The sequence below is a fragment of the Clostridium sp. MF28 genome (genome assembly GCF_002969175.1).
GTDB lineage: Bacteria > Bacillota > Clostridia > Clostridiales > Clostridiaceae > Clostridium > Clostridium beijerinckii.
Genome location: NZ_CP014331.1, coordinates 1,646,507 through 1,673,101, shown reverse-complemented (window position 1 = coordinate 1,673,101; position 26,595 = coordinate 1,646,507). Strand labels below are relative to the sequence as shown.

Here is a 26,595-nt window from a genome sequence, read left to right as displayed (position 1 = left end):
GAATGTTTCATTGGTAATTATGATGGATGTGATTCTTTGGCTATAAGTTGTTCCAAATGTGCTAGTTCAAAGCTTGTTCTTTGAGGCTAGCACTTTGGGTGCAACTTTATAGCCTTAGAATCACCCATCATAATTACCTAGAAACTGGAACAAAAGTATGTTATTCATTTTGGCGAGTTATATGCATAAGTTCAGGTTTTAGTTGGGTTATCTATAAATATGCGAATAATAAAACTACATTTACAATATATGTTATAATTTATTTGCGATGGAAGTTTATTGTAAATTATTATAGAATACGGGGGAGTGAGTGCACGTGAAAAGAAAACTACCTATGATAGTGATGTTTATTGGAGACATGAGTCTGCTTTATGCAGACTTAATTATAATATCAATTTCACCTATGAAAAGTATTATGGAGAAGATTGGAGTTTATCCAATTCCTATGTATAATTTTTTAGATGGTGCGCTTAGAGTATTAAGCGCTATAGTTCTATTAACAATAGCCTATGGATATTTTAAGCTTAAGAAATGGGCATACTTAGAAATCATAATTTATAATGTATTTTTTTTAGCAGTATCTATGTTTTTTATAGCCATGAAAACAAGCAATCCATATAATACTCCAAATATTATAGAATCACTGTTAGGACTCATAATTGCATTTCCATCCAAGAGATATTTTTTTAAAGAGGAATATAATTCGTAATATATATTGACGTAATATATTTATATTTAAAATTCTGCTAAGCCAAAGGTTAGGATAGGAATGGTAATGTAAGAATCAAATTGAAAGTGACAATACATAAGCTAATATGTAGATTATATATCACAAAAATTTATGTGAGACAAAAGTGGTATACTATGTTGATGCAAGAAGTACTTGGTTTAAAATACATACTTCTAACTAACAAGATTATAGGAAAGTTTATGAATACGAACATAGGGAAGGTGATTATATGGGGAAAATATTATTTTTTATTTTTGATGAAATGACAGACTATGAAGTTACATTTATCAGTCATTTATTAAGTTCAGAGGCAGGTAAAGAAATAATTACAATCTCCTATGAAGATAAAATGATTAAAGGACGCTCTGGTTTCTTATATAAACCAGATAAATTAGTTAAAGATGTCTTAAATTATGACGTAGATGGCTTGATAATTACTGGAGGATGGTATGGTGAAGTAAGAACGGAATTAATAGAGCTTATCGATAAAATGTATTTAGAGGGGAAACTAGTAGGAGGTATATGTGGAGCAGGAACCGTTTTTTTAGCAAAGTCGGGAATTTTAAATAATGTTAAGTATACTACGCCTATTAATCAATGGACACAAAAACATATTGATATATATGGAGAAAATGACCCATTTCCAAGAGAAAATTTTATTTCTGAAAGAGTAGTGAGAGATAAAAATGTAGTAACGGCTCAGGGAACAGCTTTTATTGAATTTGCAATAGAAATATGTGATTGGTTCAATTTATTTGAAAGCCAAGAAGATAGAGATTATTTTGAAAAAGAAATTAAGGGATTATAAGTTAATAATTTTGGAAAAGAGACTTAATAATTGGAGCATGTCTTACGCAAGTTTCTCAGCTAGGCTCAATTAGATCAATTATTCTGTTTATTACCATATTAATTTTTTGGATTATGAATTTTAGACTAAGAAAATTGGCAATAATTAAAAAGTATGCTCAGATAAAGCAATAAGTTCTTGTCTAACTAAGATTTTTAGTAATATCATAAATTAAGGAGAGTATAAGAAATATCTGTATTAAAGTTTATTATATTTTTAAGATCATTTATTTAAAGAGGAAGAGGAGAAAAAAATATGATTGAATATAAATTTGATACGCAATTATTAATTGAAGGAAAAAATCTTTCAGAAGATGAAATAAATGAATATATAACAAAAAACATTGAGGGAGATTCTCTGCTTGCAGTTGGAGATGAGGAATTGATTAAGATTCATTTCCATACAAATACTCCGTGGCAGGTACTTGAGTATTGTTCCTCTTTAGGGGAGATATATGATGTTGTGATAGAGAATATGGAGCGACAAGCAAATGGACTCAAAGGCTAAAATAGTGAATTATTGAAATTAAATATAATTCTGAAAAAATCGTATTATTCAAAGAAGATGATATGCTCCCTTTAAGGTAAACAGATAAAAAATAAAAATCTGTTATTTTAATGGGAGTATTTTTATATCTAAAAATGTGAAGTTTAAAGTTAGTATAGATAAACAACTTAAGAATTTGATTTATAATTTACAATAAATACCATACTAGAAAGTAGAAACATTTTTATGCAGTAGGCATTGAAAATGAGCTGTTAAAAGCTCTTAATCGTAGGTTGTTCAACTAATGCTTGTCACAATGAAATTGGGAGAAGCATTAGTGGTGCAACCTGCAATTTAGCACTTTCAGCGAAATTTTCATAGTCCTGTGAAATAACAATGTTTTTACTTTCGGTGGATTATTGCATAAGTCTAGGTTATATATTGTTTATCTATAATTAAGTTTCTTGTAGGTTAACTTTTTCTACTAATATCAACTAGGAATCCATTTACGGAAAATGTAGAAACACATAAAATATTATTAGAGGTGAGGAATATGAAAAAATTAAATATAGGAGAATGTATTGCTTATAAGAGGAAGGAGAAGGGTATAACGCAGGAGCAATTAGCAGAGTATATTGGAGTTTCTAAAGCATCTGTTTCTAAATGGGAATCTGGATTAAGTTATCCTGATATTTTACTTCTTCCTGAGCTTGCGACTTACTTTAATATTTCGGTTGATGAATTATTAGGATATTCCCCGCAGCTTACAAAAGAAGATATTAAAAAGATTTATAAGGAACTTTCAAATGAATTCACTATAAAGCCATTTGATGAAGTAATAAATAAATGTGAGAAGCTAATAAAAAAATACTATTCTTGCTTTCCTTTTTTGATTTCTATGATTCAGTTATTAATAAATTATTCTATATTAGCAAAAACTGAGGATATAAAAAATGAAATTTTTCAGAAATGTATATTATTAAGCAAGAGAATAAAAGAAGAATCAGATAATATTTCTGAAATAAAGAGTTCAAATACAATGGAAGCATTGGCACAAATGTTATTAGGAAATAGTGAAGAAGTTATTCGATTATTGGATAATAAATTAATACCGTATAGTGGTGAGGATGTAATGCTAATTAATGCATACAAGATGCAGGGAGAAATAGATAAAGCAAATGAGGTCAATCAAATACTAGTATTTAATAATGTAATAAACATGTTAAGACTTTTAAACAACTATCTTTCAATAAATATTATGGAGCAAGTTTTGTTTGAAAAAATTTATTCTCAAGGTATTAAGATTATTGAGTCTTTTAATCTTAATGAGATTTTGACAAATGATGTTTTAGGAATTCACATTGTTGCGGCACAAGGTTATTTAATGCATAAAGAGAAGGAAAAGGCCATATGTGCCCTAGAGCAGTATGTAAATACTGTCTGCAAGATAAAGTTTCCATTGAAATTTAAAGGAAATGAATATTTTACTAAGGTTGATAAATGGCTTGAGGATAATAGCTATATTGGAACGAGCACTCCTGTAGATGAGATAACAATAAAGAAAAATTTTGTTGCTGCAATTACTGAAAATCCGGCATTTGTATCATTAAGAGAAGAGGAAGAGTACGAATTCATTGTTAAAAAACTGAAGAGAAAGTTGGAGTAATAAGATGAATGCAATAAATATAGAAAATCTAAACAAGTCTTATGATGGAAAGACTAATGCTTTAAATGATATAAATTTGAGTATACCAAAAGGCGAGATATTTGGCTTTCTTGGACCTAACGGTTCAGGAAAAACTACAACAGTTAGAATTCTAAATGGAATTCTTTCAGCAACATCTGGTCATGGCGAAATTTTAGGGATTCCTGTTTTAGAAAATAATATTGAAATTCATAAATTATGTGGAGTTATGACTGAAAGCTCAAGCTGTTATGAGAATCTCACTGCAAAACAAAACTTAATGTTCTTTGGAAAAATGCACAGAGTTGAAGAAAATTTACTTAATGAACGTACTGATTCTATATTAAAAAGGTTAGAGCTGCTAGAGGTGAAAGATAAGAAGGTGAAATCTTTCAGTACAGGAATGAGAAAGAGAGTTTCATTAGCTATAGCATTAGTTCATAATCCCAAAATTTTATTTCTTGATGAACCAACATCTGGTTTAGACCCAGAAAACGCATTAAATGTTACAAAGCTTGTAAAGGAACTTGCAGAAGAAAACGAAGTTACAATATTTCTTTGTACCCATCAATTAAAATATGCTGAAGATATATGTACTCAGTATGGTTTTATAGACAATGGAAATATCCTTGGGGTAGGCACCTTTGATGAGCTTGCATCAAAGAAAAATGCAAAACTTCAACTAAAAATTAGAGGGAAAAATATTTCTGATAAATTTGGATTTGTATATGAAGGTAATGATATATATAGCAAACCTATTTCAGGAGACCAAGAGGTAAATACTCTAATACAAAGCATAATGAAAGATGATGGAGAAATTTATGAGGCAATGCAGCAGAAATGGTCTTTGGAACAACTGTATTTCAAATATATAAAAGGTACATCTGATGATGTGTCTTTATAAATCAGGAGTGATTAGAATATGAAGAGTAATGAAAAAGCACTTATATATAAAGATATAAATGAGTTAGTAAGTTCAAAACGAGTAATTCTTCCTATGACTATTGTTCCAATTATCTTGACAATAATAGTGCCTCTTGGAATACTCATAGGCGCAAATTTTATTGGAAGTGACTCAAGCACTATTACAAAAATGGCTCCTCTTATAAGGAAATTACCTTATGAATATACAACGTACACTCCAGCTCAATTGCTAGTAAAAGTGGCTATAAACTTCATGTTTCCATCATATTTTCTTATAATACCTATAATGTGTTCAGCAGTTATTGGGGCTAGTAGTTTTGTAGGAGAAAAGGAACATAAAACTCTAGAGTCCTTGCTTTATACTCCAACATCAATGGAGCAATTACTTAGAGCTAAAATTCTAGGTGTATTTATTCCATCGTATATTGTGACTTTGATCTCATTTATAGCAATTGGAATAATATTTAATATAGGTGGATTTATATACTTTGGAGAACTTATCTTTCCAGATATAAAATGGCTGATAATTATACTTTGGCTTTCACCTGCAATTAACTTGCTATCGTTGATACTTACAGTTATGGTGTCAGCAAAGTCGGAAACTTTCCAAGAAGCACAACAAATAAGCGGGCTTCTTGTAATTCCAGTTATTCTTGTATTAATTGGTCAGATGACAGGAGTACTATTACTTAGCAATTTTATAATGATTGTAGCAGGAGGAGTTCTATTAATACTTGATTATTTTCTAATAAAGAGAATTTCCTCAAAGTTCATTCCAGAAAAGTTAATCTAAAATAAGAAAATTTATAAGATTAGATTCAATAATGAAAGTATTTATTTAAAATTTAATAGAGTGATACCTTGGTGAAAAAGTACTGCGATAAAATCTGTTTTTAAACAAATTTCTTGCAGTACTTCTTCACCATTATTTTATTCTATAGGAATTTATATTGGAGTGAAATCTATGAATAACTATTGAAAGTATAAGAAGTACATAATCTGAGAAGGAGATTTTCTTGTAAATTAATATGATGTTTTAAATGTGTGTTATAATATGGTAAGGTTTCAAAATGTTATATAAAATTTGGACAGACTTATGTTATAATGAGTGGAGTTGTTAATTATGATATTTGAAGACAAAAAAGTAAAATTGAAAAATGGAGAAGAATGCATATTAAGAAGTCCTGATGTAAAGGATGCAGAAAAATTAATTGATTACTTAAGAAAGGCATCATCAGAAACAGACTATATGCTTAGGTATCCAGAAGAAATTACTATGACTATAGAAGATGAAGAAAAATTCATCAATGACATTAATAAAAGTAATAAGGATGTAATGATTTCAGCATTTATTGATGATAAACTTGTTGGAAATTCAAGTATATGTATTATTGGAAATATGATTAAAGTTTCACACAGAGCAAATTTTGGAATAGCAGTTATTAAAGAAGCTTGGAATCTTGGGGTTGGAAAAGCTTTGTTAACTGAAATCTTAAAATATGCAAAAAAAGTAGGATTTGAACAAGTTGAATTAGAGGTAGCATGTGATAACTATAAGGCAATAAACTTATATGAAGAATTTGGTTTTAAAAAGTATGGGACAAGAAGCAACTCTTTTAAATTAAAAGATGGATCATATTACACAGAATATTTAATGATGAAAAATTTATAGGTATTCAAGATTTAATATTATTCGCTTATTCTTAATAAAGCGTTATTTTTGTTGTGTGAGTATTTTAAGTTATATAATAAAAAAATGAAATTGTAGTTTTTGTTTATATAAAATTCTGCTAGGCACAGTGGTGTAATGTTACAGAATCTGGGGTTAATAGAAAAATATTATAAGCTTTACTAACAAACTAAATAGAAGATGAATTCTATAATTTATTTACATTCAAATTACAAAGATAACTTAGAGATTTATTTGAGATTAAAGTGATATTATTTATAGTTTATTGTTTAATTATATTAATATTAATAAGTTAATATTTGCAAAAAAATAAAGGAATTTGGCTACTTATGTAGAATGATAATATTATAAGAAGATAACATAGGTTAATATAAATATTTGAGGAGGATTATCATGGGATATAAAGAACATTTAACTGAAAATTTAACGGACGAGGAAATTTTAAAGGCATTTTCTATTGTTTTGCCATATCTTAACGATCTATCAAGAGATGATACAGCATTTGGATTAACAGATACTGAAAAATATATCGAATATGAAGATCCTAAGGAATTTCAGTTGCAGCTTAGAGCTGGCTCTGAACCATTAGATGTTATAAAAGATTCTTTAAGAAGTGGAAGACTTGAAAAAGGTGATACAAATGTATCTGGCAAAGAAATAAAAGTTATATCAATACCTATTAGAAATTCAAAAGGGAAGATTATTGGAACAATTAGTGATGGAATTGATTTAGATGATACTACTAGATTGGTAAATAGTGTTTCAGAAATATCAGAATCATTAGATCAAGTTTCTACAAGTGTTAGTGAATTAGCTAATTCGGCCTCAAATTTTGCTCTAACTGGACAAAAGACTCTAAAGCAGGCTCAAGATGTTATGGAGACTTCAAAGAAAACATCAGACGCTATAGAAATTATTAAAAGTATAGCTGATCAAACAAATTTACTAGGATTAAATGCAGCTATTGAATCTGCAAGAGCTGGTGAGCATGGAAAAGGATTTAATGTTGTATCAACTGAAATAAGAAAGCTTGCAAGCCAAAGTAAGGAATCAACTAGAACAATAAATGATATTGTTATTAATATGAATCAGTCAATAAATACTATAATTGGAGCTGTAAATGAATCAGCATCAGAAAGTGAAGAACAAGCAGCAGCCATTGAAGAAATAAGTGCTACTATTGAAAGTATAAATGCTAATTTAAAAAGATTAAATGAATTTATTGAAAGATTTGCATAATTTTAAGCAACAATAATAAATAATATAGATATTAAAATATCGCGGTATTCATATGAATTTGCGATATTTTTTATTTAGGAATTTTATAATATATAGATACCTAAATTTAAAACTGCATTTATGTGATAACTTACCGGTACGCCAAGCAAGGGCGTAAAAGATAATGAGGGCTAACCTTCCTCATTATTACTATATAGCAGGTGGGAATCCTGCATGACAAAGGCCAGCAACCAGTCATTAGTTAGTCTTGGGCTTATTATGGCGATGTAATAAGTTAAGTGTAGACAAACAAGGTACCAGGCCGCAAGCGAATGCTGAAACTACTAGCCACGAAATTATCACAAAGTCAGAAAGGACGATAATATCGGTAAATTAGAAGTCAGAACATAGATAATCATTATTGCAAGAATATCTGTGCTTTCTCGTGGTTTTAAGGTGTAGCATGGTATACATTGATATAGTACGTCAACTTGGGAGGACTCATTATTCTCTGACTTCAGAGTATGGAAAACAATGATTAGAAATCAGAGGTATTCAAATGATAATGAGTAGTCGGATTACACCATAGTACTGAAGAAATGAGTAATGACCATGGAGGGAAGGGTGTAACATATTATAGACCTTGAAAAGAGAAACAGAAATTCTCACACAGAGGAGGAAAAAAAAATGTACACAAAACTTGAGAGGATAGCAGAAATAGCTGGAAATAATCCTAAAGAGAAATTTACATCACTAATGCATTTAGTTAACAAGGAAATGCTAATTTTATGCCATTATGAACTGAGCGGAAATAAGGCTACAGGAGTGGATAAGGTAACAAAGGAAGAATATGAAACTAACTTAGAGAATAATATTGATAATCTACTAATTAGAATGAAGACTTTTAAATATAGACCGCAGCCTGTAAGGAGAGTATACATAGATAAGTCTGGTTCAAACAAGAAAAGACCTCTAGGTATACCGGCATATGAAGACAAAGTTGTACAATTAGCCATTAATAAAATATTAAAATCAATATATGAACAAGATTTCATTGATAGTTCTTTTGGGTTTAGACAAAATAGAAGTTGTCATGATGCTCTTAAAATCTTAAATGTATATTTATCTGAAAAGAATGTGAATTATGTTGTAGATGCTGATATTAAAGGATTCTTTGATAATGTTGACCACAAGTGGTTGATGAAATTTCTTGAACACAGGATTGCAGACAAGAACTTACTTAGATATATAGGTAGATTTTTGAAAACTGGAATAATGGAAAACGGAAAGTTTTATAAAGTATATGAAGGAACTCCACAAGGGGGAATAATATCTCCAACATTAGCAAACATTTATTTACATTATGTTTTAGATATATGGTTTAATAACTTTATCAAAAAGAAGTGTAAAGGACAGGCGTACATAGTACGCTATGCGGATGATTTTGTTTGCTGTTTTCAGTATGAAGACGAAGCGAAAGCTTTCTATGAAGCATTGAAAAACAGATTAGACAAATTTAACTTGCAGGTAGCTGAAGATAAAACTAAAATATTATATTTCGGTAAGAATGCCTACTATGATAGAAAATTCAAGAGAGCATGAAAGTTAGAATCATATAAAGATAGAACTTTTGATTTTCTAGGATTTACACACTTCTGCAGTTGCAGAAAGAATGGAAGTTTTAGAGTTAAGAGGAAGACTAGCTCAAAGAAATTTGGAGCTAGCATAAAGAGATTGAATGAATGGTTAAAGAATAATAGAACAGTGCCGCTCACATTATTAATGGAGAAACTGACACAGAGACTAATAGGATATTATAGGTATTACGGAATCACTGACAACAGTTTAAGTCTCGCAACTTTCAGATATTTAGTAAGAAAACTAACTTTTAAATGGCTAAACAAAAGAAGTCAGAAAAGAAGTTATAACTGGAGAAGTTTTGACACTATGTTTGAGTGCTTCAAAATACCTAAAGCTAAAATATATGTTAATATTTTCAACTTAAAAGAAGATATATCATATATACTGTGAATTATAATGTGGGGAGCCGTATGCGGGAAATCCGCACGTACGGTTCTGAGAGGGGTTAGGGAAGTGATTCCCTAGTCTACTTACCAAATCATAAATATTTTGATTCCGAAAAGCTATGAAAATATCGCTGAAGGTTCTAAGCAGCAGGTTGTATCCACTTTATCATGCTCCAACTTTCCTAGGGAAGCTCGACTCATTACATTCACTGAGGAAGTTCGAGAACCCAAAATAAAATTTTGGACTCTCACTTCACAAGCTAAAATGGAACAACCTACAGCTAAGAACCTTTAACAGCTCATTTTCAAATGTTTTCTACACAAATATATTTATGATTTCTAGTGAAGATACGAACTTAAAGTTTTAGAAACCTTGTAAATATGTTCATCTAATAAATAAAATTCCTAAGTTGCTTATCTGTATATACGCTGAAATAATAAATTTGCACTTGACCTCTAGCAAGTCAAATGCTCAATTAAACATAGAATGTAGAAAATTAATTACAATATGTATATGGAAGGAGATAGTCATGGATTTTTATATATTTACTTTAGCTATATGTTCAATAATATTTTTGATATATGCTCTTAATGGGGTATTTTACATATTGAAAAAACCAGAAGCCATAATTAATAAAAAATTATCAAAGACAAAAAAGATATATGAAATTACAAATGTTAATGAGTATTTAAGTAATTTAGGAAAATTAAATTTATATTCAGCTATTATACTCTATGCAGGAGTTTTAATTTCACTTTATGCTGATAAGTACAAATACCAGATTTCAATGTATATCTATATTGTAATTTACTTTGCCTATTTTTATTTGATAAGAAGTAGATTTATGAGAAAGATAGAAAAATATCTAATTCGCAAGGATACTAAAGATTAAAATAAATGCGCTACTGATCAAGAATTTATTCCTGACCAGTAGTAATTAAGTATTTTTGAAGAATAAACATTAAATAGAAAGTGCGCATAGTTTTGCACATATATTGTATAAAAAGTTCACACTTATTTTTGCAAATAAATATAAGTGTGAACTTTTCGCTTTTTTATGTTTTAATTTTTGAAAAATTTTTCTTAACATAAAATCGTCAAAGTGTCTTAATAAGGCAAAATTTGTTTTTTAACGACATTAATTTTTAAAAAGTTATTTTTAATTCTTAGAAATATGAATTTGGCATATGTTTTGCTTATTAAATAAGGTGTAGTAACAAAGCAAGCTTGTTTGTTAAATATTAAACATAGGGAGGCAAAAAAATGATAAAAGGATTATCTAAATTTTTTACAGCTATTGTTCAAAAATTTCTTCCAGACCCACTTGTTTTTGCAATGATTTTAACATTGATTATGTTTATTTCAGGTATTATATTTACTGGCCATACTCCAATTGATATGATAGGATTTTGGGGGAAGAGCTTTTGGAATCTTCTAGCATTTGGTATGCAAATGGCGTTAATTTTAGTCACTGGTAATGCATTGGCTAGTTCTCCGCCTGTTAAACGTATTCTGCAAAAGATTGCAGGAGTGCCTAAAACACCAGCTCAAGCTATTATGCTTGTTACATTTGTTGCAGCGGTTGCTAATATTATTAATTGGGGATTTGGTCTAATTGTTGGTGCTTTACTTGCAAAAGAAGTTGCCAAAAAGGTGCGACATACAGATTATCGTTTATTGATCGCGTGTGCCTATATTGGTTTTATGACTTGGCATGGAGGCTTATCTGGTTCAATTCCACTTCTGGCAGCAACTAAAGGGAATCCAATGGAAGCGACAATCGGATTAATTCCGCTAGGTGATACTATTTTTGCTCCGTTTAATATCTTTATAACTGTTGCTTTAATAATAATATTACCTTTAATGACAAGAATGATGATGCCTAAAGATGAGGATGTTGTGGAGATTGACCCAGCATTATTAGCAGCAGAGGCAGCAAATGAGACTAGTACTGATACTATAACTGAAAAAACATTTGCAGTACGCGTTGAAAACAGTAGAATTATTGCATGGCTAATTGGTATTCTTGGGGTTTGCTATATGGTTTATTACTTCATGAATGGTGGTTCTATGGATGTAAACGCTGTAAATATGATTATGTTTTTTGCAGGTATCATTCTTCATGGTAGTCCTGTATCTTATATGCAGGCTATAGTTGATGGAGCAAAAGGAACAGCTGGTATAATGGTACAATTTCCTTTCTATGCTGGTATACAAGGCATGATGGATTTGTCAGGATTAGGTGGAATGATTACAAGTGGCTTTGTTAGTATATCAAATACTCATACATTCCCAATTTTTGCGTTTTTAAGTTCAGGAATAATTAACTTCTTTGTTCCATCTGGTGGTGGACATTGGGTTGTACAAGGACCATTCATAATGCCAGCTGCGCAAGCACTTGGTGCAGATATGGGGAAAGCAGCTATGGCAATTGCATATGGTGAAGCTTGGATGAATATGGCGCAACCATTCTGGGCACTACCAGCTTTAGCTATAGCAGGTCTTAAAGTTCGTGATATTATGGGATTTTGTGTAACAACCTTAATTGTAGGTGCTTTAATATTTGGTGTTGGATTAGCTTTATTTTAACAACTGAAAAAAGTAAAAAGTACGTTTAAATCTAGCCCTTATAACTTATTTGATACTTGCGGATTTTATACGTATTTTTATCAGTTAATAGTATCATACTATAGTCTGAAATCTGCAAGGTTAAAGTTTGATTATATTAACATTATTATATGGAAAATTAAATATATGGAGAGAAAGGATGATAAAAATGGATATAAAGAATATAGCAGTATTAGGTACCGGAACTATGGGACATGGTATAGCATTATTTTCTGCCAAGGCTGGGTTAAATGTAGTTATGTATGGTAGGTCAGATGCAAGTTTAGAAAGAGGCTTTAATAGTATAAAGGCTAGTTTAAATCTTTTGAAAGCTGAAGGAAAATTAGAAGATAGTGGGTATAAAGAAATCCTAAATAAAATAAAAGGAGTTAAAAGTATTGAAGAAGCTACTAAAAATGTTGACCTTATAATAGAATCGCTAGCAGAAGATTTAGAGCTTAAACAAGAAATATTTAAGCAATTAGATGAGCTTTGTCCACCAAGTGTAATTTTAGCAACTAATACGTCCGGATTAAGTCCAACAGATATAGCTAAATATACAAAAAATCCAGAGAGAATAGCAGTTGCGCATTTTTGGAATCCACCACAATTAATTCCTTTAGTTGAAGTAGTTCCAGGAGAAAAAACATCAGAGGATACAATAGTAAAAGTTATGAAATGGGTTGATTTTATAGGAAAAAAATCTGTTCGTATGGAAAAGGAATGTCTGGGGTTTATAGGAAATCGCCTACAACTAGCGTTGCTTAGAGAAGCTTTATATATAGTAGAAAAAGGCTGGGCAAAGCCTGAGGAAGTAGATAAAGCCATTGAGTATGGTCATGGAAGAAGGCTTCCTGTTACTGGACCATTATGTAGTGCAGATTTAGGAGGTTTAGATATATTCAATAATATTTCTTCATACTTATTTAAAGATTTGTGCAGTTATACTGAGCCATCTAAGTTATTGCAAGGTATGGTTGAATCAGGGAATTGTGGAAAGAAGAGTAAACAAGGATTCTATAATTGGTCACCAGAATTTATAGAAAGTAAAGAAAAAGAGCGTGCGGAAGTACTTTTATATTTCTTAGATAGAGATGCTAAAAAATAAGCTGAAGAAATTAAGGATGTTGAATAAATAAAGTAAGATAAAGTGGGAGGGATTAATTATGAAGTCAAAGGTAATCTCTATAGAACAATCGGTTGATTTAATAAAAAATGGAGCTACTGTTGCAGTAGGTGGATTTGTTGGATGTGCCCATCCAGAACAAATTACATTAGAAATAGAAAAACAATATTTAAAAAGGCATGTTCCTAACAATTTAACATTAGTCTTTGCAGCTGGTCAAGGTGATGGTAAAGATAGAGGATTAAATCATCTTGGTTATGAGGGGTTAGTTCACAGAATAATAGGGGGACATTGGGCATTGACACCAAAGCTTCAAAAACTAGCTTTAGAAAATAAAGTAGAAGCATATAATTTACCTCAAGGAGTTATATCACATTTGTATAGAGACATTGCAGCTGGAAAGCCAGGAACAATTACTCATGTTGGATTGAAAACATTTATAGATCCTAGAATTGAAGGTGGTAAACTTAATGAAATTACAAAAGAGGATATTGTAAAAGTAGTTAATATTGAAGAGAAGGAATATTTGCTATATAAAGCGTTTCCGATAGATGTTGTACTTTTAAGGGCTACTTATGCAGATGAAGACGGAAATGCAACAATGGAAAAAGAGGCTTTAACACTTGATGCAACAGCAATGGCTCAAGCTGCTAAAAATTCAGGGGGAATAGTAATACTACAAGTTGAAAAGGTTGTAACTAAAGGTTCACTTGATCCAAGAAAAGTTAAAATCCCAGGAATATATGTTGATGCTATAGTTGTTGCATCAACAGAAAACCAAATGCAAACTTTTAGTGAAAACTTTAATCCAGCATATTGTGGAGATACTAAGGTACCAGTGGATTCAATAGAACCATTACCACTTAATGAAAGGAAGGTAATAGCAAGAAGATGTGCTAAGGAACTAGTACCAAATGCTGTTACTAATTTAGGTATTGGCATACCAGAAGGAATAGCTATAGTTGCTAATGAAGAAGGTATTGCAGATCAAATGACTTTAACTGTAGAGCCAGGTGGAGTAGGTGGCGTACCAGCAGGTGGACTAAGTTTTGGAGCTTCAACAAATCCGGTTTGCATACTGGACCAATCCAGTCAATTTGATTTTTATGATGGAGGCGGTCTTGATGTAGCTTTCTTGGGATTAGCACAATGTGACAAATCGGGTAATATAAATGTTAGTAAGTTTGGACCTAAGATTGCAGGTTGTGGTGGGTTTATTAATATAACTCAAAATGCTAAGAAGTTAATATATTGTGGCACATTTACAGCTGGTGGTTTAAAAGTAAAAATTGGAGAAGGCAAATTAATAATAGAAAATGAAGGTAAGGCTAAGAAATTTGTGAATGCTGTCGAGCAAATTACTTTTAGTGGTGAATATGCATCAAGCATTGGACAAACTGTCCTTTATGTTACAGAAAGAGCCGTATTTAAGTTAACTAAAGAGGGGTTACTTTTAGAAGAAATAGCTCCAGGAATAAATTTAGAAAAGGATATTCTAGATAATATGGATTTTAAGCCAATAATATCTCCTGAATTAAAGCTTATGGATGAAAATATGTTTAAATAGTTGATTTAATAAGTTCTTAATTGCAATTCGAAGAATATACCTTCTCCATAAATACCCTGCTAAGTAGATTTCAACACAAACGATTACTTAGTGGGGTAATCTAATTATTATGCCGCAAGGATTCGCCCTTGCTTGACACGAAAATGTAGAAATATCATAATTATAAATGAGATATATGTATAAAATATTAATATTTATGGGGGTATCTTGATGAGGCTTCTTAGTATGCGTTATAAGCTTATAATTATTCTTGCACTTGCGGTGGTAGTACCGCTTATTGGAAGTGGCTATATACTAATTTATAGTGCGGAAAAAGCTATGAATTCAGAGAAGGAAAGCAAGCTCTATGGAATAGCAAGAACTTTGGATGCTAGTATGGAAGGTGATTTTGAATCCTTATTATCTATAGAAGCTAAGAGTGCTTCGCATGACGAAAAGGTACGACTACTTAATCAAAGATTATCAGGAGTTACGGAAAAAATTGTTTCGGGAAATCCCGGAGTAGGAGCTGGGTATTATTCTAAAGATCTCGATTGTATTATTACATATGGACCAGGTTCTGAATATGACACCACGGTTGGACAATCAATAAGTCAAGAACATTTGGGCCGGGAAGTAATGGAAAAGGGGATACCTTTGACTGCAAGTGGTAAGATGGTTAGAGGAAACATTCTAAATGCCATGGTTCCGATCATTCGAAATAATAATGTAATCGGATACGTATGGGCTAATGAAATGACTGAAAGCATAGAGCGTCAAATAAATGAGATGGAAATTGTGATGTACGAAGGGTTGGCTATTGCTTTAGTTGTTGGGCTAAGTATAAGTATGACTTTAGCAAATAGAGTTTCTAATTCCGTTAATGGTATTATTCAAGGACTATCTAGTTTGGGCAATGATTTAAGTCAACGATTGCCAGAAATTAATGGTGAATTTGGAAAGATTGCTTCTGCCATTAATGGAATGGCTCAAAGTCTAATGAATACACGTTCACATACAGAAATTATTATGGAGAGTATGGTAGATGGAATTATTACAATTAATAATGATGAAAAGATAACAGAGATAAACGCTGCTGCTTGGTCTATTATGGGATTAAATAAAGATGTGATTGGAGTTAATTATAAAGATCTATTCTCCGGGAATGCTAAAGTTCTTGACATAGTGCTAGAAACTTTACGTGTCGGTAAAAAAATTATTGGATATGAAGCAGAATTTACTCGTTCGGACGGTGCAATTATTCCAATTAGTGTCAGCACATCTATGCTATGTAATAATAATAATGTATTGGGTGTAGTTTTAGTTTTCAAAGATTTATCAGAGCATAAGGCTTTTGAGGATTATGTAAGGAGATTAGATCGTCTTGCCGCAGTTGGAGAGCTTGCTGCCGGTGTAGCTCATGAAATACGTAATCCTCTATCAGCTATTTCAGGGAGTGTGCAAATTTTGGTGGATGAATTGCCAAAGGATAATTCGACACGGATTTTTGGAAACGTTGTATTGAAAGAGGTTGATCGTCTTAACGGCGTTATTGAAGATCTCTTGTATTTTGCTAAACCTTCAAAACACTATGTGACATCAATCAATATCAACGAACTTGTGGAAAATTCTCTTTTTTTACTTTTACCGAGTATAAAAAAGGAGATTGTTGTTTTAGAAACACATTTTGATCAATCAATTGAAGCTATTTCAGTTGATGCTCAGCTTATTAAACAAGTTTTAGTTAACCTATTACTAAATGCGACACAAGCTATGCCTCAAGAAAACGGAAAAATTACAGTTACAACACAAAGGGTGATTAAAGGGATTGAGATTATCATAGAAGACAATGGAAAAGGGATTGATCAGGAAAGTTTACCTAGGATTTTTGATCCTTTTTTTACTACAAAGGATACAGGTACGGGACTAGGACTTGCTGTTAGTAACAAAATCATAGAAATTCACCAAGGATACATTCGAGCCGAAAGTATAGTTGGTATTGGAAGTACATTTACAATATACTTGCCTTATGAAAGTGGAATTAAGGAAGTATAGTGTAAATTTAAATATAGAAAAATATATTAAATACAATTTAAGACTTGTAATCTTAAAAATAGATAAAATTATGTTGCATAACAGAGCACGTTAATATTAATAGTATGACAAGCTAATGCTATTAATATTGCACTGATGGTAAAGTAGCTCAAAATAAATAGAGTTCACAAAAAATAATCTCACTCTTTAATGTCGCTTTTTGGTATAGGGATTTCAACTGTAATATAAAATTTTAAAAGTATCATTTGAAATACAAAAAATGTCTGAAGTATTTATGCATTAAGAAAAGTAATTTATTACGTTATATTAATTATAAAAAGATGGGATGATTTTATGAAAAGTATTAAGACTTTACTCACGGTTGTTAGTATAATTATTATTTGTTTATCTATGACCGTACTGGAGGTTACAAGTTATATAGAAACGAAACAGATGGTTGAAACAGAAGTGAAGACAAGCATGACTTCTACCACTCAATCAACAGCTAAAGAAATTGGATTGTGGCTTGATATTAGAAAGTCGGAGATGGAAAGTATTGCAAGTTGCCCAGTTTTTGTGAATGGGAGTAGGCAGGATATAATAGATTATATGTCTTCTGAAACAAGTCGTCTTCCTCTATATAGTGCATTTTGGCTTTCAGATGCTAATGGAGATTGGTATTCGGCTACAGGTACAACAGGGAGCATAAGCGAAAGACCTTATTATAAAGAATTACTAGCTACAGGAAAAACAGTGATATCAGATCCTTTACTTGGTAAGGCAGATGGAAAAATGGCTGTAGTTGTTGCTGTTCCGATAAAGGTTAATGGTACTATTAAAGCTATCTGGGGTGGTAATGTAAAACTTGATGAATTAGTACAATACATATCTTCTATAAAAGTAAAACAAAATGGTTATGCTTCACTTAATTTAACAGATGGAACAGTAATTGCAAATCCTAATAAAGATTTAATTCTTAAATATAATCCATTAAAAGATGAGAAAATTGAACCAAAACTAAAAGAAATATATGAAAATATGTTCAAAGGTGAAACTAATGTTGAATATTATGGCTTTAATAAGCAATATATATCATATAAGCCTGTTTCAGGAATTAATTGGACAGTTAGTCTGATAGTGTCTAAAAGTGAATTTACTGGACCACTTACACAACAAATTTATAAATCAGCTTTAACTTTAATAATCACTTTAGTAATAGTAATAATTTTATTTCTATTTATGTTAAATAAAATTCTAAAACCATTAAAGGCTATAGAAGATATGGCGTTATGTATCTCAGATGGTGATCTTAGTGTTGCAAAGGTGAGAGTTAATTCAAAAAATGAATTTGGCAGACTCGCTAAAACTTTTGAAAATATGATAATAAATTTGAGAGGATTAATTGAACAAGTTTCAATATCATCTGATAATGTAGCAACTGCCTCAAAGCTGTTAACTGAAAGTTCTGAGCAAACTTCGGATGCATCAAATCATATAGCAACAACTATTATGAATATATCAGAAGGTGCTAATAAACAAATGGAAGTTGTAAATGAAACTTCTTCTGAAATTAAAGAGATGGATAAAAAAATAAAGAATATGGCAGAGAACACAGACAGCATGATAGAAACAGTAGGAGAAACTGCAAATGCTGCACAATTAGGAAGTAAAGCTGTTAGTGAAGTAATTGTCCAGATGGCTAAGATTGAAAAAGCTGTTAACAGCTCAGCAAATGTAGTTGAAATATTAGGTGAAAGCTCAAAGGAAATAGGACAGATAGTAGATACAATATCTACTATAGCTAAACAAACAAATCTTTTGGCACTAAATGCAGCAATAGAAGCAGCATGCGCAGGAGAAGCAGGAAAAGGATTTGCCGTAGTGGCAGAAGAAGTACGAAAACTTTCTGAGGAGTCTAGTATAGCATCAATGCGGATAGCAAAACTTATTGGCGATATTCAAAGAGAAACTGACGATGTTATAATTGTAATGAAAGAAGGAACTCAAGAAGTAAAAAATGGAACTGATGTTGTAAATTCAACAGGTAAGGCATTTAGTCAAATATCACAGGCAGTTGAGTGTGTAGCAGCCCAAGTAAGAAGTGTATCTGAGACGGTAGGACAAATATCATCAAACAGTAATAAGATTGTTACTTCAATCCATAAGATAGAAAAAATTGGGGGTGACACTGCAGAGAAAACACAAACAGTAACTGCAACAACGGAAGAACAATCTGCATCAATGTATGAAATTGCTGGATCAAGCCAGAACTTACTAAAACTATCTGAAGACTTGCATGAAGCTATAAGTAAATTTAAATTATAGATACTTTTCTTTTAAAAATGAAAAGTTTTTTGTGAAAAGTTTATTATTATATTCAACTAAATTCCATATTTTAAATATTTGATTTAAATATGGAATTTGGGTTAGAGTATAATTTTAGTAGGCAAAGATAATAAAGAATACTATATAAATAATAAAGGAGATGCAAAAGCATCTCCTCAATACATAAATTATCCATTATAATTAAGTTGACGAAACTAAATAGAATAGAGTTAGATTTATGTATGAATTAAGTTTAAATGATAATGGATTTACTTTCAAGGAGTTAGAGAAAAGAATTTATAAATATGCTTGTGATGAAGCTTGCAATGCATTAAAAAGCATATTAGAATCCTTGGATGAAAAACTACTTAATGAAAGAGATAGCAAGGTTTACCGTAATAAAGGCCGTAAGCAAACTTGTTTGAGGACTATTATGGGGAATGTAGAGTATTCTAGGCGTGTTTATGAATTAAAACTTGAGGATGGTAAGAAAGCAACTAAATACCTTTTGGATGAGTATTTAGGAATGGATACTATAGGAAATGTTTCTATAAATCTCGTAGAAACTATTTTGACTAACGTGGCGGATGTTTCTTTTAGAAAGACATCTGAGAATATTAAAACTATGTGTAATCAAGAAATTAGTGCTCAAGGCGTTTGGAACGTAGTTCAAACAGTTGGAGAAAAGATTAAAGAACTAGAAAATCGTAAAATTGAACTAGATGATAAAGGTGTGTTAAAAGGCGAAAAGGAAGTACCAGTATTGTTTCAAGAGCAAGATGGAGTTTGGCTCTATCTTCAAGGTAAAGATAGACCAAAAGGGAAAAATAAAAAGAAAGAGTTAAAACTAGCAGTATCATATACAGGCTGGACTTTACGTCCAGGAAGCAAAAAAGAATATGTAGTTGTTGATAAAACTGCTTGTGCAAGTTTTAGTAATTCTAGCCACTTTAAAAAGCTTGCTAGCGCAACAATTTCAGAAAAATACAATGTAGACGAAATTCAAACTAGAATATTAAACGGTGATGGAGCAAAGTGGATTAAGGCAACTTGTGAGGATCAAGACATTCATTTTCAACTAGATCCATTTCATGTAGGTCAAGCAATTATGCGTAAGGTAAGTGATAAAAGAACCCAAAAGCAATTATTAAAACTATTTAGAGAAGGTAAAATTGATGAAGGTCTAGAAGCTATTGTAAATATGATGACACTTACAAATGAAGAAGATGTTTCATTTAAGAAGCTTACTGAGTTATATGATTACTTAGCTCACAATAGAGATGGATTAACACCATATAAATTAAGAGGTAACATAGACATGCCTACGGCGCCGGAAGGCATAGAATACAGGAATTTAGGTACAATGGAACATAATATTTGTGATGTATTAGCTCAAAGGATGAAGGGCAGAAAAATGAGCTGGTCTATTAATGGTGCAGATAATTTATCTAAAATATTATCTGAAAAATTTAGTAATAGGTTGTTTGATACTGTGGATAAAATCTATAGAAATATTATTCCTGATAATGTTATTGATACAATAGTTACAAAACTACCATTAACAGTATTTCAAGCAAATAAAGAATCTAATAAATGTAAGGTATATAAGTGTAATAGCGCACAAATTCCGTACAGCGGAGCTGCCACAACGCTAGGTAGAAAAATAGTGCGTGATTTATGTGGATTAAAATCATTTAGTGATATTAGTTATAGTTAAGTATAAAGCGTGTGTAGGGAAATTCTAAAAATATGATGTAAAATAATGGATAATAAATTAAATAAAATTCTTGCCAACTTTTACTTGACTCAAACGAATTTGGTTGAATATTGATATATACTGTAAAATGTTGTATAACTAAAGTAGATTAATAATTATGTTTATAAAAAGAAAGGCTGATTACAATATGACAGAAAGTGTTCGTGTTTTAGTAGCTGATGATGAGCTAAGCTTGAGAATGGTACTTCAAACAGCATTAAATAAGGCTGGATATGAAGTAGATACTGTTAAAAATGGAAAAGAGGCACTTTGTATGGCGCAGGAAAATCACTATGATGTCGCTATCCTTGATATCCGTATGCCAGAAGTGGATGGGTTGCAGGCATTTTATGAAATTCATAAAATTAAGCCTAGCTTGCCAATTATTCTTATGACTGCATTTGGAAGTTCGGAAACTGCAGTTAATGCTATGAAACACGGTGCTTATGACTATATATTAAAGCCTTTTAACCTTGATGAAGTTAAAATTATTGTAAGTAGAGCTATTCGCATGCAACAATTGACTAAAGAAGTTGTATACCTTACGCAGGAAGTAAAAGAAATGGGAATGACAGCAATGACCCCAGGTAAAATTGTTGGGGAAAGCTCTAAAATCCAAGAAGTATATAAAATAATTGGACGAGTAGCGAATTCAAAAGCTACGGTATTGCTAACAGGCGAAAGTGGGACAGGTAAAGGAATGGTTGCTAAGGCTATTCACTATGCGAGTGACAGGAGAGAAAAGCCATTCATTCAAGTGAATTGTGGTTCGATTCCAGAAGGTTTATTAGAGAGTGAGATATTTGGACATGAGAAGGGAGCATTTACAAGTGCATTTTTTCAAAAACCAGGGAAATTTGAACTGGCTGAAGGAGGGACACTTTTTTTAGATGAGATTGCGGAGATGAGTCCAAATCTTCAGGTAAAACTTCTTAGGGTGTTGCAAGAAAAAGAGTTTGAACGTGTTGGTGGTACAAAAACATTTCATACAAATGTACGTATTATTGCAGCAACAAACCGTGATCTGAATAAAGAGATATCTGAAAAGTCTTTTCGGAAGGATCTATATTATCGACTTAATGTTGTTTCAATATGTTTACCTCCACTTTGCGAAAGGGGAGAAGATATTGTTTTACTAGCTGATTACTTTTTAAAACGTTTTTCTGTAGAAGTAGGACGGAATGGTATGTTTTTCGCTCCAGAGGTTTTGGATATTTTTCGTAACTATTCTTGGCCAGGAAATATCAGGGAATTAGAAAATGCAGTAGAACACGCTATTATTATGAGCAACACCCGTGTTATTTTGCCGGAAAATCTTCCACTTAGCATAAAAGTAGAAGATGTAGAAGCGGATGGTACCATTATTCTGGGAGATGATTCTTTCAAACCTTTGCGAGAAGTATTGCTAGAAGTTGAAAAGCGTCATATATCCGAAGCTATAGAACGAACAGGTGGAAACCGCACACAGGCTGCAAAGCTCCTTCAGATTTCACGGAGAGCCCTTCTGTATAAAATTAATGAGAATAATATCGATTAAATCATTATATGTAAACATGGATTGAGTTCGCGTTAATAAATAATTCTTTTTTGGATTTTAAGGGCCATGCCTCGCCTACATTATGAATCCCACGAAAATCTAAAATTGAACTGCCCCCTGTCAAGTAGACAGATGAAAAAACAAAAAATTATGAAACCAAGGTCTGATTTCGATATTCAATTAGAGTCAGACCTTTTAAGTTTTTCTGTAGTCTTTTTGTATTATAGAAAACTATGTATTCATCAATTGCTTGTCTCAATTCTTCATATGTATAAAATTTTTGCAAATAGTACATCTCACATTTTAGAGTTCCCCAAAAACCTTCCATTGGTCCGTTGTCGATACATCTGCTGACACGTGACATGCTTTGAGTTGCTTTGATTTTATCAAGTTTAGCTTTGAAAGTCCTTATTAGTATACTGAAATCCTCTGTCACTATGAAACAGTGGCTTTGCAGTCGGATTAGCACTTACTGCTAAATCAAATATTGCGCTAAGGTAAGCCTTTTTACCATTAAGTAGTTTAAATTCAGTAACATCTGTTAACCATTTTTCATTTGGTTTCTTTGCATAAAATTCTCTATTTAATTTGTTTTCTGCTGTAATTTGTGGAGTACTTTGAATATAATGCTTTCTCTTTTTTCTTATAACTGATCTCATGTTAATAGATTTCATTAATCTATAAATTCGTTTATGATTATACTGTTTATCCAGGAGTCTATTTATATTCATTGTTATCCGACGGTATCCATAGATACCATTTACATCTTCATAAAGCTTAACAATCTCTTTTAGTATTATTGAATTTTCCTTATCTAATTCAGTCTCTGAACGGTTAATCCATTTGTAGTAAGATGATCGTGCAATCCCAGCTAAATTGCATAGATCAGCTATTGGATAGCCATTTTTTTCATGTAATTCTTTTATAGAAATATATTTATATTCTTGGAGTCTTTTAGTGCTTATCGCCTTCTTTCTACTTCTTTCAATTTTTTTAAGAAATCAATCTCCATCTTTAAACGTCTATTTTCTGCTTCAATAAGTTTTAATTGTGCGGATAATTTATCAGACTCAGTAATCTCATCAGTATCTTTACGCTTACCGCGACGATCTATTAGCTCTTCATATCCATTAGCTTTGTATTTTCTTACCCAGGTATAAACTTGTTGATAAGAAATATTAAATTTATCAGCAGTAGCTTGATAATCATCATTATTCGAAATGCAGAATGCAACAATCTCAATTCTTTCTTCATAAGTAGTCTTTCTTCCATTAGTCATAATTCTATTCCCTTGCTTATTATGAGATTTAATTGTTTTATGACCATTATACTTCTTAATCCAATCGCTGAGAACACGAGGAGATGAAATTTCATATGTGCAGCATATATTTCTTAAAGAGCCTTTTCCAGCTAGATAATCTTTAACTGCATTAAGTTTAAGCGAATCGCAATAATATTTGTTTTTTGTAGAAACTATTAAATTTGCTTCACCAACATCATTATATATTTTCAACCAGTCATAAAATGTGGCACTATGAATTCCCATCTCATCGCATATCTGTATAACTGCTTTTTCTCCTGATAGGTATTCTTTAATTACTTTCAATTTCTCTTCCAGAGAACATTTCGTTTTTCTTGACATTAAAATACTCCCTTTATAGAAACAGTTTTATTATTTTAACTGTTTACTATAAAGGGAGCATATCAAATTTGGATTTTCGTGGGTCTTTTATTTTGTATATTTAGAATTATTAATAGTGAATCGCGCTATAAGTAACATAGAATATTTTAATTGATAGAAAGCAGTAAATTAGAAAGAAAATAAAAATACCTACAAGATATCGCTAATATATTTAATTTTTAAGAAATAATTGTTAGCAAATTTATTCATGGTTGAGAAGATGCAATATATGTGTTAATTGGGCAATGTTTATGAAATTTCTTCTACTAATCTATGAGTTCGTTCAAAATAAGTATTAAATTTTGTTGGGTTCATCATATAAGTTAAAATTATCGATACTATGCATAAACCTCCAACAATTATAAAGGTAGGTATAAAGCCTCCTGCTAATGTTGCAATGAACGAACCCGAAAGAGCTCCAAAACCAAATCCTTGATATATAATTCCATAGTTTTTAGTTTGATTTTTAGAACCGAAGAAATCACCTACGATAGTAGGAAATACTGTAATATTTCCGCCGAAGCAAAATGCAATTGAAGCAACACATATAAAGAAAATTATAAAATCTAAATGTACAAAGCTTAAAACAAATACTGAAGCAGTTGTAACAGTAAGGGTAAAAATTAGTACGTTTAATCTGCCAAGTTTATCTGATAAAGCTCCTAATATAATTCTTCCAGCTGTATTAAAGATTGCAACCATAGCTACTGCATTTGCTGCCACAGCAGGTGTAAGTCCAGCTAATTGAACACCGATATCTTTAACAATTCCTATTAAATAAAGACCGCTCATGCAAGATGTGAAGAATATTAAAAATAAAAAGTACGCATCTTTAGTCTTAAGCATTTCTTTTACTGAAAAATCTTTTTCATTTGAATTATTATTAGTGTTATTAATAATAGAACTTACTATTGGAGCATCTTTTAATAACTGGGCACCAATAACAACCAATATCATAGCTATAATTCCCCAATATAAAAATGCTTCTGAAACACCATTACTATATATTAAACTTCCATTAATATATTTAAATATTAAACTTCCAGTTCCATAGGCTCCAACTGATATTCCTGAGATAAGTCCTTTTTTTTCTGGAAACCACTTAATACAATTTGAAAGTGATGTAAGATATGCAATACCATCTGCGGCTCCAACTATTATGCCAGCTGTAACATATAACATTGTTAGTGAAGTTACTTTAGATGTTAATATTAGACCAATCCCTAAGATTAAACCTGAAATTGATATAAGTTTTCTAATTCCTAGTTTTTCTTGAAGTTTACCTCCAGCTAATGTAGCGAATGCTAAAGCAAAACTAGTTATAGAGAAAGTAATAGTTACTTTATTTAACTGCCATCCAAATTTGTCTACTAGAGGCTGATTAAATAAACTCCAAGTATAAATTGTTCCGAGTCCCAATTGGGCAATTACTGTACCTAAAACTATTAACCAACGGTTTTCATGTTTTTCATTCATATCGTTCATCGCTCCTTAATTAATATATTAACAAGTAGATTTTAGAAGGTATTTACAACACTATTGAAATTTAACTTTTTATGTTGTCTGTTTCATTACCATCATTATAAATCGGTGTAATATAAAATTATTCTTTATTGAACGAAATGCATAGAAAATTACATAGAATACATTTATATATTCATAAGCTGTTTAAACTCTTTTATGTTACTTCTGCTTACAGGTATTTGATAATCTATATCTTGAAGTTTTAAATTATAAGTATTATTAAACCAAGGTATTATTTCTCTTATTTTATTTATATTAACAATATAAGATCTATGGCATCTAAAGAAAATATCTTTTGGCAGGCTGTCATAAAATTCAGCTATACCTAAGCTTACTGAATACTCGTCTTTCTTCGTAAAAACATGGGTTATTCTTTCTTCAGCAACGCAGTAATATATATCATCTATATTTACTACAATTATTTTTTCGTTTTTCCATAAATTTATCTTATTTTGTATGTTAACTTTATTTAAGTTGTTTTCTTTATATTTATTAAGGTCCTCCAATTTTTTTAGCATAGATACAATTCTGGATTCTGAATAAGGCTTTAGTATATAGTCAAAAGCTTCTATTTCGAAAGCTTCTGCCGCATGTTCCTTGTAGGCTGTTATAAAAACTATATATGGTTTTTTAGAAAACTTGCTTATACTTTTAGCAAGTAACACACCATCCAATGAGGGGATATTTATATCCATGAATATAACATCAACTTCGTTATTTTGGATAAATTTAAGTACATCTATTCCGTCCTCAAATTCATCTATTATTTCTATATTGCTATAATTTGTAATAAAATATTTAAGCTCTTCTCGTGCTAAAAACTCATCTTCAACTATTATAGCTTTCATATGA

The 26,595-nt window shown here is 31.1% G+C and carries 23 protein-coding genes; 18 read left to right on the top strand and 5 right to left on the bottom strand.

Annotated elements, in window-relative coordinates; translation table 11 throughout:
- The first annotated feature begins 316 nt into the window (after positions 1-316).
- The 18 genes from AXY43_RS07480 to AXY43_RS07400 all read left to right on the top strand — a co-directional run bounded on the left by AXY43_RS07480 (position 317) and on the right by AXY43_RS07400 (position 22,538).
- Complete coding sequence (locus AXY43_RS07480) at positions 317-709, top strand: hypothetical protein (protein WP_105411315.1); 393 nt, start codon at positions 317-319, stop codon at positions 707-709.
- A 250-nt stretch (positions 710-959) separates the two neighbouring features.
- Entirely contained in the window at positions 960-1,538 is a 579-nt protein-coding gene (locus AXY43_RS07475; RefSeq protein WP_105411314.1) for a DJ-1/PfpI family protein, read from the top strand.
- Positions 1,539-1,832: 294 nt separating this feature from the next.
- Positions 1,833-2,084: a kinase to dihydroxyacetone kinase gene (locus AXY43_RS07470; protein ID WP_105411313.1), complete on the top strand. Its 252-nt coding sequence runs from the start codon at positions 1,833-1,835 to the stop codon at positions 2,082-2,084.
- A gap of 532 nt (positions 2,085-2,616) precedes the next feature.
- A complete protein-coding gene (locus AXY43_RS07465) occupies positions 2,617-3,729 on the top strand; it encodes a helix-turn-helix domain-containing protein (protein ID WP_105411312.1) in 1,113 nt (370 codons plus the stop codon).
- 4 nt (positions 3,730-3,733) lie between these two features.
- Entirely contained in the window at positions 3,734-4,651 is a 918-nt protein-coding gene (locus tag AXY43_RS07460; protein ID WP_105411311.1) for an ABC transporter ATP-binding protein, read from the top strand.
- A gap of 18 nt (positions 4,652-4,669) precedes the next feature.
- On the top strand, positions 4,670-5,464 hold the full coding sequence (locus AXY43_RS07455) for an ABC transporter permease subunit (protein WP_041898819.1): 795 nt from the start codon (positions 4,670-4,672) through the stop codon (positions 5,462-5,464).
- Positions 5,465-5,794: 330 nt separating this feature from the next.
- A complete protein-coding gene (locus AXY43_RS07450; protein ID WP_105411310.1) occupies positions 5,795-6,343 on the top strand; it encodes a GNAT family N-acetyltransferase in 549 nt (182 codons plus the stop codon).
- Between the two features lie 411 nt (positions 6,344-6,754).
- Positions 6,755-7,600: a methyl-accepting chemotaxis protein gene (locus AXY43_RS07445; RefSeq protein ID WP_023975638.1), complete on the top strand. Its 846-nt coding sequence runs from the start codon at positions 6,755-6,757 to the stop codon at positions 7,598-7,600.
- Between the two features lie 666 nt (positions 7,601-8,266).
- Positions 8,267-9,181 carry a group II intron reverse transcriptase/maturase gene (ltrA, locus tag AXY43_RS07440; RefSeq protein ID WP_012059836.1) on the top strand — a complete coding sequence of 305 codons (915 nt, stop codon included), beginning with the start codon at positions 8,267-8,269 and terminating at the stop codon, positions 9,179-9,181.
- Positions 9,182-9,313: 132 nt separating this feature from the next.
- A complete protein-coding gene (locus tag AXY43_RS27735) occupies positions 9,314-9,610 on the top strand; it encodes a group II intron maturase-specific domain-containing protein (protein ID WP_171786255.1) in 297 nt (98 codons plus the stop codon).
- 526 nt (positions 9,611-10,136) lie between these two features.
- Positions 10,137-10,499, top strand: coding sequence for a hypothetical protein (locus AXY43_RS07435; protein WP_065419141.1), 363 nt, complete (start codon positions 10,137-10,139; stop codon positions 10,497-10,499).
- 371 nt (positions 10,500-10,870) lie between these two features.
- Positions 10,871-12,196 (top strand): TIGR00366 family protein, encoded by a 1,326-nt coding sequence (locus AXY43_RS07430; protein ID WP_017211971.1) that lies wholly within the window; start codon positions 10,871-10,873, stop codon positions 12,194-12,196.
- A gap of 187 nt (positions 12,197-12,383) precedes the next feature.
- A complete protein-coding gene (locus AXY43_RS07425; protein ID WP_077310144.1) occupies positions 12,384-13,322 on the top strand; it encodes a 3-hydroxyacyl-CoA dehydrogenase family protein in 939 nt (312 codons plus the stop codon).
- 58 nt (positions 13,323-13,380) lie between these two features.
- Positions 13,381-14,907: an acyl CoA:acetate/3-ketoacid CoA transferase gene (locus tag AXY43_RS07420; RefSeq protein WP_017211973.1), complete on the top strand. Its 1,527-nt coding sequence runs from the start codon at positions 13,381-13,383 to the stop codon at positions 14,905-14,907.
- A 210-nt stretch (positions 14,908-15,117) separates the two neighbouring features.
- Complete coding sequence (gene atoS / locus AXY43_RS07415) at positions 15,118-16,941, top strand: two-component system sensor histidine kinase AtoS (protein ID WP_105411309.1); 1,824 nt, start codon at positions 15,118-15,120, stop codon at positions 16,939-16,941.
- A gap of 333 nt (positions 16,942-17,274) precedes the next feature.
- Positions 17,275-19,245 carry a methyl-accepting chemotaxis protein gene (locus AXY43_RS07410; protein ID WP_031276040.1) on the top strand — a complete coding sequence of 657 codons (1,971 nt, stop codon included), beginning with the start codon at positions 17,275-17,277 and terminating at the stop codon, positions 19,243-19,245.
- Positions 19,246-19,483: 238 nt separating this feature from the next.
- The gene (locus tag AXY43_RS07405; protein ID WP_077870071.1) at positions 19,484-20,962 is read left to right on the top strand and encodes an ISLre2 family transposase; all 1,479 of its coding nucleotides are present in this window, start codon (positions 19,484-19,486) and stop codon (positions 20,960-20,962) included.
- Between the two features lie 157 nt (positions 20,963-21,119).
- Positions 21,120-22,538 carry a sigma-54-dependent transcriptional regulator gene (locus tag AXY43_RS07400; RefSeq protein WP_105411308.1) on the top strand — a complete coding sequence of 473 codons (1,419 nt, stop codon included), beginning with the start codon at positions 21,120-21,122 and terminating at the stop codon, positions 22,536-22,538.
- Between the two features lie 148 nt (positions 22,539-22,686).
- On the opposite strand, the gene AXY43_RS07395 is transcribed toward AXY43_RS07400, so the two are convergent.
- The 5 genes from AXY43_RS07395 to AXY43_RS07375 all read right to left on the bottom strand — a co-directional run bounded on the left by AXY43_RS07395 (position 22,687) and on the right by AXY43_RS07375 (position 26,591).
- A complete protein-coding gene (locus tag AXY43_RS07395; RefSeq protein ID WP_105411307.1) occupies positions 22,687-22,902 on the bottom strand; it encodes an IS3 family transposase in 216 nt (71 codons plus the stop codon).
- A 28-nt stretch (positions 22,903-22,930) separates the two neighbouring features.
- Positions 22,931-23,323, bottom strand: a complete 393-nt coding sequence (locus AXY43_RS27730) for an IS3 family transposase (RefSeq protein ID WP_279220087.1) — start codon at positions 23,321-23,323, stop codon at positions 22,931-22,933.
- Positions 23,324-23,499: 176 nt separating this feature from the next.
- Positions 23,500-24,180 (bottom strand): helix-turn-helix domain-containing protein, encoded by a 681-nt coding sequence (locus tag AXY43_RS07385; protein WP_105411305.1) that lies wholly within the window; start codon positions 24,178-24,180, stop codon positions 23,500-23,502.
- Between the two features lie 288 nt (positions 24,181-24,468).
- Positions 24,469-25,695, bottom strand: coding sequence for an L-lactate MFS transporter (locus AXY43_RS07380; protein WP_039773734.1), 1,227 nt, complete (start codon positions 25,693-25,695; stop codon positions 24,469-24,471).
- A 173-nt stretch (positions 25,696-25,868) separates the two neighbouring features.
- Positions 25,869-26,591, bottom strand: coding sequence for a LytR/AlgR family response regulator transcription factor (locus AXY43_RS07375; RefSeq protein WP_039773735.1), 723 nt, complete (start codon positions 26,589-26,591; stop codon positions 25,869-25,871).
- Positions 26,592-26,595 lie beyond the last annotated feature (4 nt).

What these genes read in the sequence shown, in the direction of transcription:
- AXY43_RS07425 (WP_077310144.1), top strand. Translation starts at nt 12,384, where the DNA reads ATGGATATAAAGAATATAGCAGTATTAGGTACCGGAACTATGGGACAT.
- AXY43_RS07375 (WP_039773735.1), bottom strand. Translation starts at nt 26,591, where the DNA reads ATGAAAGCTATAATAGTTGAAGATGAGTTTTTAGCACGAGAAGAGCTT.
- AXY43_RS07435 (WP_065419141.1), top strand. Translation starts at nt 10,137, where the DNA reads ATGGATTTTTATATATTTACTTTAGCTATATGTTCAATAATATTTTTG.
- atoS (WP_105411309.1), top strand. Translation starts at nt 15,118, where the DNA reads ATGAGGCTTCTTAGTATGCGTTATAAGCTTATAATTATTCTTGCACTT.
- AXY43_RS07400 (WP_105411308.1), top strand. Translation starts at nt 21,120, where the DNA reads ATGTTTATAAAAAGAAAGGCTGATTACAATATGACAGAAAGTGTTCGT.
- AXY43_RS07460 (WP_105411311.1), top strand. Translation starts at nt 3,734, where the DNA reads ATGAATGCAATAAATATAGAAAATCTAAACAAGTCTTATGATGGAAAG.
- AXY43_RS07475 (WP_105411314.1), top strand. Translation starts at nt 960, where the DNA reads ATGGGGAAAATATTATTTTTTATTTTTGATGAAATGACAGACTATGAA.
- AXY43_RS07430 (WP_017211971.1), top strand. Translation starts at nt 10,871, where the DNA reads ATGATAAAAGGATTATCTAAATTTTTTACAGCTATTGTTCAAAAATTT.
- AXY43_RS07455 (WP_041898819.1), top strand. Translation starts at nt 4,670, where the DNA reads ATGAAGAGTAATGAAAAAGCACTTATATATAAAGATATAAATGAGTTA.
- AXY43_RS07445 (WP_023975638.1), top strand. Translation starts at nt 6,755, where the DNA reads ATGGGATATAAAGAACATTTAACTGAAAATTTAACGGACGAGGAAATT.
- AXY43_RS07410 (WP_031276040.1), top strand. Translation starts at nt 17,275, where the DNA reads ATGAAAAGTATTAAGACTTTACTCACGGTTGTTAGTATAATTATTATT.
- AXY43_RS07465 (WP_105411312.1), top strand. Translation starts at nt 2,617, where the DNA reads ATGAAAAAATTAAATATAGGAGAATGTATTGCTTATAAGAGGAAGGAG.
- AXY43_RS07380 (WP_039773734.1), bottom strand. Translation starts at nt 25,695, where the DNA reads ATGAATGAAAAACATGAAAACCGTTGGTTAATAGTTTTAGGTACAGTA.
- AXY43_RS07470 (WP_105411313.1), top strand. Translation starts at nt 1,833, where the DNA reads ATGATTGAATATAAATTTGATACGCAATTATTAATTGAAGGAAAAAAT.
- AXY43_RS07405 (WP_077870071.1), top strand. Translation starts at nt 19,484, where the DNA reads ATGTATGAATTAAGTTTAAATGATAATGGATTTACTTTCAAGGAGTTA.
- AXY43_RS07395 (WP_105411307.1), bottom strand. Translation starts at nt 22,902, where the DNA reads ATGTCACGTGTCAGCAGATGTATCGACAACGGACCAATGGAAGGTTTT.
- ltrA (WP_012059836.1), top strand. Translation starts at nt 8,267, where the DNA reads ATGTACACAAAACTTGAGAGGATAGCAGAAATAGCTGGAAATAATCCT.
- AXY43_RS07385 (WP_105411305.1), bottom strand. Translation starts at nt 24,180, where the DNA reads ATGTCAAGAAAAACGAAATGTTCTCTGGAAGAGAAATTGAAAGTAATT.
- AXY43_RS07450 (WP_105411310.1), top strand. Translation starts at nt 5,795, where the DNA reads ATGATATTTGAAGACAAAAAAGTAAAATTGAAAAATGGAGAAGAATGC.
- AXY43_RS07420 (WP_017211973.1), top strand. Translation starts at nt 13,381, where the DNA reads ATGAAGTCAAAGGTAATCTCTATAGAACAATCGGTTGATTTAATAAAA.